The following is an 8,328-nucleotide window of genomic DNA, read 5'->3' on the forward strand; positions in this document are numbered from 1 at the left end:
AATTCGGCGCCTGTCGCATTGGCCGCATGGCCGCACCCAAGGGGAACCCGTTGTCGCTCGTGTCCGACTCTATGCCGGCGCCGCTCTATGCGCGCGTCAAGCAGCACATCAGCAGCAGGATCGCTGACGGCAGCTGGCCGCCGCATCACCGCGTGCCGTCCGAGACCGAATTGGTCGAGTCCCTGGGCGTAAGCCGCATGACCGTGCATCGCGCGCTGCGCGAGCTGACCGCGGAAGGCATGCTGGTGCGGCTGCAGGGCGTCGGCACCTTCGTCGCCGAACCCAAGCGGCGGACCGCGCTGTATGCGGTCAACAATATTGCCGAAGACATTGCTTCACGCGGGCACCGGCATCACGCGCAGGTCATTAGCCTGGAGGCGGAACGCGCCGGCCCGGCACAGGCCGCGGCACTGGAGGTGGCACTGGAGGAGCGGGTGTTCCATTCCGTGATCGTGCATTATGAGGACGACGTGGCGATCCAGCTGGAGGACCGCTATGTCAATGCCGCGGTGGCACCGGACTACCTGGCGCAGGACTTCACCAGCGAAACCCCCTACCAGTACCTGTCCCGCATCGCACCGCTGACCGAAGGCGAGCACGTGGTCGAGGCCGTGCTGGCACTGCCGGAAGAGTGCGGGCTGCTGGCCATCCAGCGGGGCGAGCCGTGCCTGCTGATCCGGCGCCGCACCTGGTCCGCGGGCCGGGTCGTGACGTCGGTGCGGCTGGTACATCCCGGCTCGCTGCATCGCCTGGAAGGCCGGTTCACGTCCTAGGCCCGGAACTGGCCGCCCGCCAGGGCACAAGGGACTCCAACATCATTTTGTGATTAAAGCGCTGTGCGGGTGCAGGCCGCCCTACGGGATTACCCCGATTTATACGTACTTGTATATACAAGAATATACATCCCTATGCGTCGCCCGAAAAAGCGAGCGTTCCAGACCAGCACGACCGAAGGAGTTCCCGTGACCAAGACCACCTCCACCACGCGTTTCCGCGACACCGAAATCCGCGCTCCCCGCGGCACCACGCTGACGGCCAAGAGCTGGCTCACGGAAGCCCCGCTGCGCATGCTGATGAACAACCTCGACCCTGAGGTGGCGGAGAACCCGAAGGAACTGGTGGTCTATGGCGGCATCGGCCGCGCCGCCCGCAACTGGGAATGCTATGACCGCATCGTGGAAGCGCTGACCCGCCTGGAAGACGACCAGACCCTGCTGGTGCAGTCGGGCAAGCCCGTGGGCGTGTTCCGCACCTATCGCGACGCGCCACGCGTGCTGATCGCCAACTCCAACCTGGTGCCGCACTGGGCCAACTGGGAACACTTCAACGAACTCGACGCCAGGGGCCTGGCCATGTACGGCCAGATGACCGCCGGCAGCTGGATCTACATCGGCAGCCAGGGCATCGTGCAGGGCACCTATGAGACCTTCGTCGAGGCCGGCCGCCAGCACTTCGGCGGCAACCTGAAGGGGCGCTGGGTGCTGACCGCCGGCCTCGGCGGCATGGGCGGCGCGCAGCCGCTGGCCGCAACGCTGGCCGGCGCCTGTTCGCTCAACATCGAATGCCAGCAAAGCCGCATCGATTTCCGCCTGAAGACCCGCTACGTCGACGAACAGGCCACCGATCTGGACGACGCACTGGCCCGCATCGACCGCTACACCTCGCAAGGCAAGGCGATCTCGATCGCGTTGTGCGCCAACGCCGCCGAGGTGCTGCCCGAACTGGTGCGCCGCGGCGTGCGCCCGGACATGGTCACCGACCAGACCAGCGCGCATGACCCGCTCAACGGCTACCTGCCGGCCGGCTGGAGCTGGGACGAATACCGCGAGCGCGCGCAGCGCGAGCCGGCGGCAGTGGTCAAGGCCGCCAAGGCTTCGATGGCCGCGCATGTGCGCGCCATGCTGGCGTTCCAGCAGATGGGCGTGCCGACCTTCGACTACGGCAACAATATCCGCCAGATGGCCAAGGAAGAAGGCGTGGCCAATGCCTTCGACTTCCCCGGCTTCGTGCCCGCGTACATCCGCCCGCTGTTCTGCCGCGGCATCGGCCCGTTCCGCTGGGCCGCGCTGTCGGGCGACCCGCAGGACATCTACAAGACCGACGCCAAGGTCAAGGAACTGATCCCCGATGACGAGCACCTGCACCGCTGGCTCGACATGGCGCGCGAGCGCATCAGCTTCCAGGGCCTGCCGGCGCGGATCTGCTGGGTGGGTCTGGGCCTGCGCGCCAAGCTGGGCCTGGCCTTCAACGAGATGGTGCGCAGCGGCGAGCTGTCGGCGCCGGTCGTGATCGGGCGCGACCACCTGGATTCGGGCTCGGTCGCCAGCCCCAACCGCGAAACCGAGGCCATGCAGGACGGGTCCGACGCCGTGTCCGACTGGCCACTGCTGAACGCGCTGCTCAACACCGCCAGCGGCGCCACCTGGGTTTCGCTGCACCATGGCGGCGGCGTGGGCATGGGCTTCTCGCAGCATTCCGGCGTAGTGATCGTGTGCGACGGCACCGATGAAGCCGCCGCCCGCATCGCCCGCGTGCTGCACAACGACCCCGCCACCGGCGTGATGCGCCATGCCGACGCCGGCTATGAGATCGCCGTCGACTGCGCGCGCGAGCAGGGCCTGGACCTGCCGATGCTGAACCACGCATCGCGCGACTGATCCCGCGGCCAGCAAGAGCCGTTTTGCCGCCGGGCCGCCGCGTGCGCCCCGGCCGGCGCCTTATCGTTTTACGGAGACACCCATGTCCATCGATACCACCGCCGGCGTGGCGGTCGCTGCGCCCCAGGCGCAACTGTCACGCACGCGCGCCATTGCCGCCATCACCATCGGCAATGGCCTGGAGTTCTACGATTTCGTCGTTTACAGCTTCTTTGCCACGCTGATCGGCCGGCTCTACTTCCCGGTCGACAACCCTACCGGGCAACTGCTGATGTCGTTCGCCACCTTTGGCGTCGGCTTCCTGATGCGCCCGCTGGGCGGCCTGCTGATCGGCATGTACGCCGACCGCGCCGGGCGCAAGCCGGCGGTGGCGCTGACCTTGTGGCTGATGGGGCTGAGCTCGCTGATCTTCGTGGTGACGCCGCCGTACGCGCAGATCGGCATCCTCGCGCCGGTGCTGGTGGTGGTGGCGCGGCTGGTGCAGGGCTTTGCCATCGGCGGCGAAATGGGCGCATCGACCGCGCTGCTGCTGGAATACGCCGATGACCGCACGCGCGGCTTCTATACCGCGTGGCAGCCGTTCAGCCAGGGGCTGGCGGCGCTGCTGGGCGCGATCACCGGGCTGGTGCTGAGCAACGTGCTGGCGCCGGCGGACCTCGAAGCGTGGGGCTGGCGCCTCGCCTTCCTGATCGGCATCCTGGTGATTCCCGTCGGCCTCATCATCCGCCGCCGGCTGGAAGAAACCGCCGCGCCCGTGCGCCACGGCGAGCACGCCGCGCAATGGCCGCTGCTGCGCCGCCATGGCCGCGAGATCATCGCCAGCATCCTGCTGATGATCGGCCTGGCCTCTTCGACCTATATCGTCGTGTACTACCTCAGCAACTACGCGGTCAGCGTGCTGAAGATGCCGCTGTCGCTGGGCATCTGGGCCGCGTGCGTGGCGGCACTGGTGCAGGTGGTGCTGTCGCCGTTTGCGGGCTGGCTGGCTGACCGCATCGGCCGCAAGACCGTGGTGCTGTGGTCGCGCGTGGCGCTGCTGGCAATGGTCTACCCGGCCTTCGTGCTGATCAACGCCGAGCCGTCGCTGACGCGCCTGCTGCTGGTGGTGGGCTGCCTGTCGGTGCCGATGTCGATGACCGCGCCGGCCTCGATGGTGCTGGTCAGCGAGGTGCTGCCGCAGCGGCTGCGCGCCACCGGGCTGTCGATCGCGTATTGCGTGGCGATCGCGATCTTCGGCGGCTTTGCGCAGTATTTTTCGACCCGGCTGATCCAGGTCACCGGTGACGCCAATGCGCCCGCGCTGTATGTGATCGGCTGTGGCCTGGTATCGCTGATCGGCCTGGCAATGGTGCCGGAAACGCTGGGACGGCGGCTGAAATGAGTTCCCCGGCGCCTGCAAAGGGTGCACCAATGCCGCCCGAGCTAGCCTGAGCAAGGTGTTCTCCCTCTCCCCTCATGGGTAGAGGGCCGGGGTGAGGGGTGGTTTAGCCAGGAACCACATCAAGCAAGGCCCTCGGGTTTTTCCAGCCCTGTGACGCCGGCAAACGCCCCATCCTCCCCGCTGCCAGGCACCCCAAAACCCGGGTTAACACCTAGAACGCCGTTCGGATTCCCGAACGGCGTTTTCGCATGCCGGTCCGGATTCCCGAATCGTGCGCCGGAATCACATCTTTTTCTCCTTTGCATTCAACAAGTTGCACAACACTTGCAGCCCTTTCGGGCTGGCACGGCGCGTGCAATATAGGCCGCCGCTTACAGCGCCAGACGGGTATGCCGGCACGCCGCCCGGCGTCCCGGCCGATGCCAAAAACAAAGGAGGACACACATGACCGACCCCGCCTTGCCCACCCCCTTCGCCACCCCGGCGAACCCACGGCACCTGTTGCCGCGCTGAACCACGACAAGGCCGGCCCGGCGCCCCGACATCGCCGCCCAGCCTTCCCGCAATACACAGACGCCCGTCCCTGCCACAGGAGACGGACGCACAGGCCTGATCCACGATGAAACTGAATCGACTGCCCACCCTGATCTTCATTGCGATGCTGCTCGGCGTGCTGGTCGGCACCGCCGCGCACAACATGGCGCCGGACGCCGCCACCGCCAAATCGATTGCGGACCACCTGTCCATCCTGACCGACGTATTCCTGCGGATGATCAAGATGATCATCGGCCCGCTGGTGTTCGCCACGCTGGTGGCCGGCATCGCCAGCATGGGCGATGGCCGCGCCGTGGGCCGCATCGGCCTGAAGGCGATGATGTGGTTCATTGGCGCCTCGATCACCTCGCTGCTGCTGGGGCTGGTGATGGCCAACCTGCTGGAACCCGGCCACGGCATGAACCTGCCGCTGCCGCCGGCTGACGCGGCCTCGAACCTGAAGACCGGCGCGCTGAACCTGCGCGACTTCATCGCCCACATGTTCCCCAAGAGCTTTGTCGAGGCGATGGCGCACAACGAAATCCTGCAGATCGTGGTGTTCTCGCTGTTCTTCGGCTTTGCGCTGGGCACGGTCAAGGACGGCGTGGGCAAGCCCGTGCTGCAAGGCATCGAAGGCCTCGCCACGGTGATGCTGAAGGTCACCAACTACGTGATGGCGTTTGCCCCGGTGGGCGTGTTCGGCGCGATCGCGGCGGTGATCACCGCGCAGGGCCTGGGCGTGCTGGTCGTGTACGCGAAGCTGATTGGCAGCCTGTACCTGGCGCTGGCGCTGCTGTGGGTGGCGCTGATCGCCGGCGGCTACTTCTTCCTGGGCCGTGACGTGTTCCGCCTGCTCAAGCAGATGCGCGCGCCGCTGATGATCGGCTTCGCCACCGCCAGCAGCGAATCGGCCTACCCGAAGGTGATCGACCAGCTGACCCGTTTCGGCGTCAAGGAGCGCATCACCAACTTCGTGCTGCCGCTGGGCTACTCGTTCAACCTGGACGGCTCGATCATGTACACCTCGTTTGCCGCGCTGTTCGTGGCGCAGGTGTATGGCATCGAGCTGTCGCTGACCCAGCAGATCACCATGCTGCTGGTCCTGCTTGTCACCAGCAAGGGCATCGCCGGCGTGCCGCGCGCCTCGCTGGTGGTGGTCGCCGCCGTGCTGCCGATGTTCGGCCTGCCGGAGGCCGGCATCCTGCTGGTGCTGGGCATCGACCACGTACTCGACATGGGTCGCACCGTGACCAATGTGCTCGGCAATGCAATTGCCACCGCCGTCGTCGCCAAAAGCGAAGGCGCCATCGGCGCGCCGGTACCGTCCGAGGAGGATGAACCCGCCGCGGATACCACCACCGGCCTGGCACCTGCCCAGGTCCTCGCGGGCAAGTAATACCGTCCGCCAGGCGTGCCAGGGCCCGGTTGCCGATACGGCAACCGGGCCTTTTTGCATTCTGGCGCGGCACTGCCCCCCTGGTGTGGTAAAAGTAGGCACCCGCGCCGGCCCCTGCCCGTCTTGCCCGCGCGGCGGCTTTGCCACCTGCCTCACCCAACACCTGATGACCGGTCCGCTACACCCTCCCGGCGATACCACCCGCGCCACCGCACCTGCGTCCGCCGCACCCACCGGCTCGCGCCTGCCCCACGGCCTGCGCGGCCTTGCGCCGCTGCTCGCGCTGCTGGCGCTGGCCATGCTGGTGGGCCTGGCGGGCTCGCTCGGCTACCGCTACAGCTACGACACCGCGCTGGCGCGACAGGCCGAACGCGGCCAGGTGCAGTTGCGGCTGTACACGCAGGCACTGGAAAGCGAGCTGGCCCACTACGACTACGTGCCCGGCCTGCTGTCGCTGGACGAGCGCATCGCCGCGCTGCTGCTGCGCCCGGACGACGCCGCCCGCGCGGCACGCGCCAATGACTACCTGAGCGCCCTCAATACGCGCGCCGGCACGCGCGTGATCTATGTGCTGGATGCGCACGGCAAGGTGCTGGCCAGCAGCAACTGGCAGCGCCCGGACAGCTACCTGGGCGAAGCGCTGAGTTTCCGCCCTTACTTCCAGGCGGCCATGGACGGCCAGTTGGGCCGCTTCTACGGCGTGGGCACCACCCGCAGCGAATCGGGCTACTACCTGTCGGCGCCGCTGGGCGAGCGCGACAACCCGGTCGGCGTGGCGGTGGTCAAGATCGGCCTGGAGCCGCTGGAGAACCGCTGGCAGGGCGCGGACAGCCAGATGCTGCTGACCGACGAGAACGGCGTGGTGATCCTGGCCTCGGACCCGTCGTGGAAGCTGGCCGCGCTGCGCCCCCTGTCACCCGAGGCGCGCGAGCGCCTGACGCGCAGCCTGCAGTACAACCGCGCCCCGCTGCCGCAACTGCCGCTGACCCTGGTGCGCAAGCTGAACAACGGCAACGGCAGCAGCAGCGACGAACTGGTGCGACTGCGCAGCGGCCCGCCGATGCTGGCGCAGCATGCCGCGCTGCCCGGCACCGACTGGCAGCTGACGCTGCTGACCAATACCTCGCAGGCACGCGTGGCCGCGCTCAACACGGCGGCGCTGGCCGGCGTGCTGAGCGCCTTCGTGCTGCTGCTGGGGGCGGCGTGGAACGTGCGCCGGCGCATCGTCAACGAGCGCCTGGCGGCGCGCGCCGCGCTGGAGGCGGCAAACAGCGAGCTGGAGCGCAAGGTGGCCGATCGCACCGCCGACCTGTCCACCTCCAACCAGCGCCTGCAGGCCGAGGTGGCCGAACGCATCCGTGCCGAGACCGTGCTGCGCCAGGCCCAGGACGGGCTGCTGCAGGCAGGCAAGCTGGCCGCCGTGGGCCAGATGTCGACCGGCATCGCGCATGAGCTGAACCAGCCGCTGGCGGCGCTGCGCACCATCTCAGGCAATACCGGCAAGTTCCTCGAGCGCGGCGACTACGCCACCGTGCGCGCCAACCTCGACACCATCATCGGGCTGGTCGAGCGCATGGGCCGCATCACCGGCGCGCTCAAGTCGTTTGCACGCAAGTCCGGCAACGGCCGCCGCCAGGCCAGGCTGGCCGAAGCGGTGGACAACGCATTGTTCCTGCTGCAGACGCGAGTGGACGCGGTCCAACCGGCGCTGCAGCGCGATATCGATCCAACGCTGGCAGTGGTGTGCGATCCCAACCGCCTGGAACAGGTGCTGGTGAACCTGCTCGGCAACGCGCTCGATGCCGTTGCCGGCCAGTCCGCGCCACGCATTGCGCTGCATGCGCACGTGGCGGGCGCCATGGTCCACCTGACCGTGCGCGACAACGGCGCCGGCTTGTCCGAGGAAGCCTTCGCACGGCTGTTCGAGCCCTTCTTCACCACCAAGCCCGCCGGGCAAGGGCTGGGGCTCGGCCTCACGCTGTCGGCCGGCATCCTCAATGAAAACGGCGGTAGCCTGTCCGCCGCCAACCACCCGGACGGCGGCGCCTGCTTCACGCTGGTGCTGCCGCTGGCGGCGCACGACGCCAACCCACAGGACGCAAAGCATGCCGGCTGACCTGACCGTACTGATCGTCGAGGACGATGCCGACGTGCGCCTGGGCTGCGAGCAGGCGCTGCGCCTGGAGGGCATTGCCACGCGCGGCGTGGGCAGCGCCGAGGCCGCGCTGCGCGAGGCCGGGCCGGGCTATGCCGGCGTGGTCGTCAGCGACATTCGCCTGCCGGGCCAGGACGGCATGGCGCTGCTCGCGCAACTGCGCGAGCGCGACCCGGCCCTGGGGGGGGGGGGGGGCGGCGAGGAC

General features: G+C 68.2%; 6 protein-coding genes. All 6 read left to right on the plus strand.

Features of this window, described 5'->3' with window-relative positions; all coding sequences use genetic code 11:
• The first annotated feature begins 26 nt into the window (after positions 1-26).
• Positions 27-773, plus strand: a complete 747-nt coding sequence (hutC, locus tag AC3WVS_RS04280; RefSeq protein ID WP_492317538.1) for a histidine utilization transcriptional repressor HutC — start codon at positions 27-29, stop codon at positions 771-773.
• A 189-nt stretch (positions 774-962) separates the two neighbouring features.
• Positions 963-2,657: a urocanate hydratase gene (hutU, locus tag AC3WVS_RS04285; protein ID WP_492317539.1), complete on the plus strand. Its 1,695-nt coding sequence runs from the start codon at positions 963-965 to the stop codon at positions 2,655-2,657.
• Positions 2,658-2,739: 82 nt separating this feature from the next.
• On the plus strand, positions 2,740-4,038 hold the full coding sequence (locus AC3WVS_RS04290; RefSeq protein WP_492317540.1) for an MFS transporter: 1,299 nt from the start codon (positions 2,740-2,742) through the stop codon (positions 4,036-4,038).
• A gap of 619 nt (positions 4,039-4,657) precedes the next feature.
• Positions 4,658-5,968, plus strand: a complete 1,311-nt coding sequence (locus AC3WVS_RS04295; RefSeq protein ID WP_492317541.1) for a dicarboxylate/amino acid:cation symporter — start codon at positions 4,658-4,660, stop codon at positions 5,966-5,968.
• A gap of 166 nt (positions 5,969-6,134) precedes the next feature.
• Positions 6,135-8,084 (plus strand): sensor histidine kinase, encoded by a 1,950-nt coding sequence (locus AC3WVS_RS04300; RefSeq protein WP_492317542.1) that lies wholly within the window; start codon positions 6,135-6,137, stop codon positions 8,082-8,084.
• Positions 8,074-8,328, plus strand: a 255-nt coding sequence (locus tag AC3WVS_RS04305; RefSeq protein WP_492317543.1) for a response regulator, incomplete at its 3' end; no start/stop codon positions are given. The genes AC3WVS_RS04300 and AC3WVS_RS04305, both read left to right, overlap by 11 nt.

Source organism: Cupriavidus sp. CPT47-8839-RL05A, from assembly GCF_058792255.1.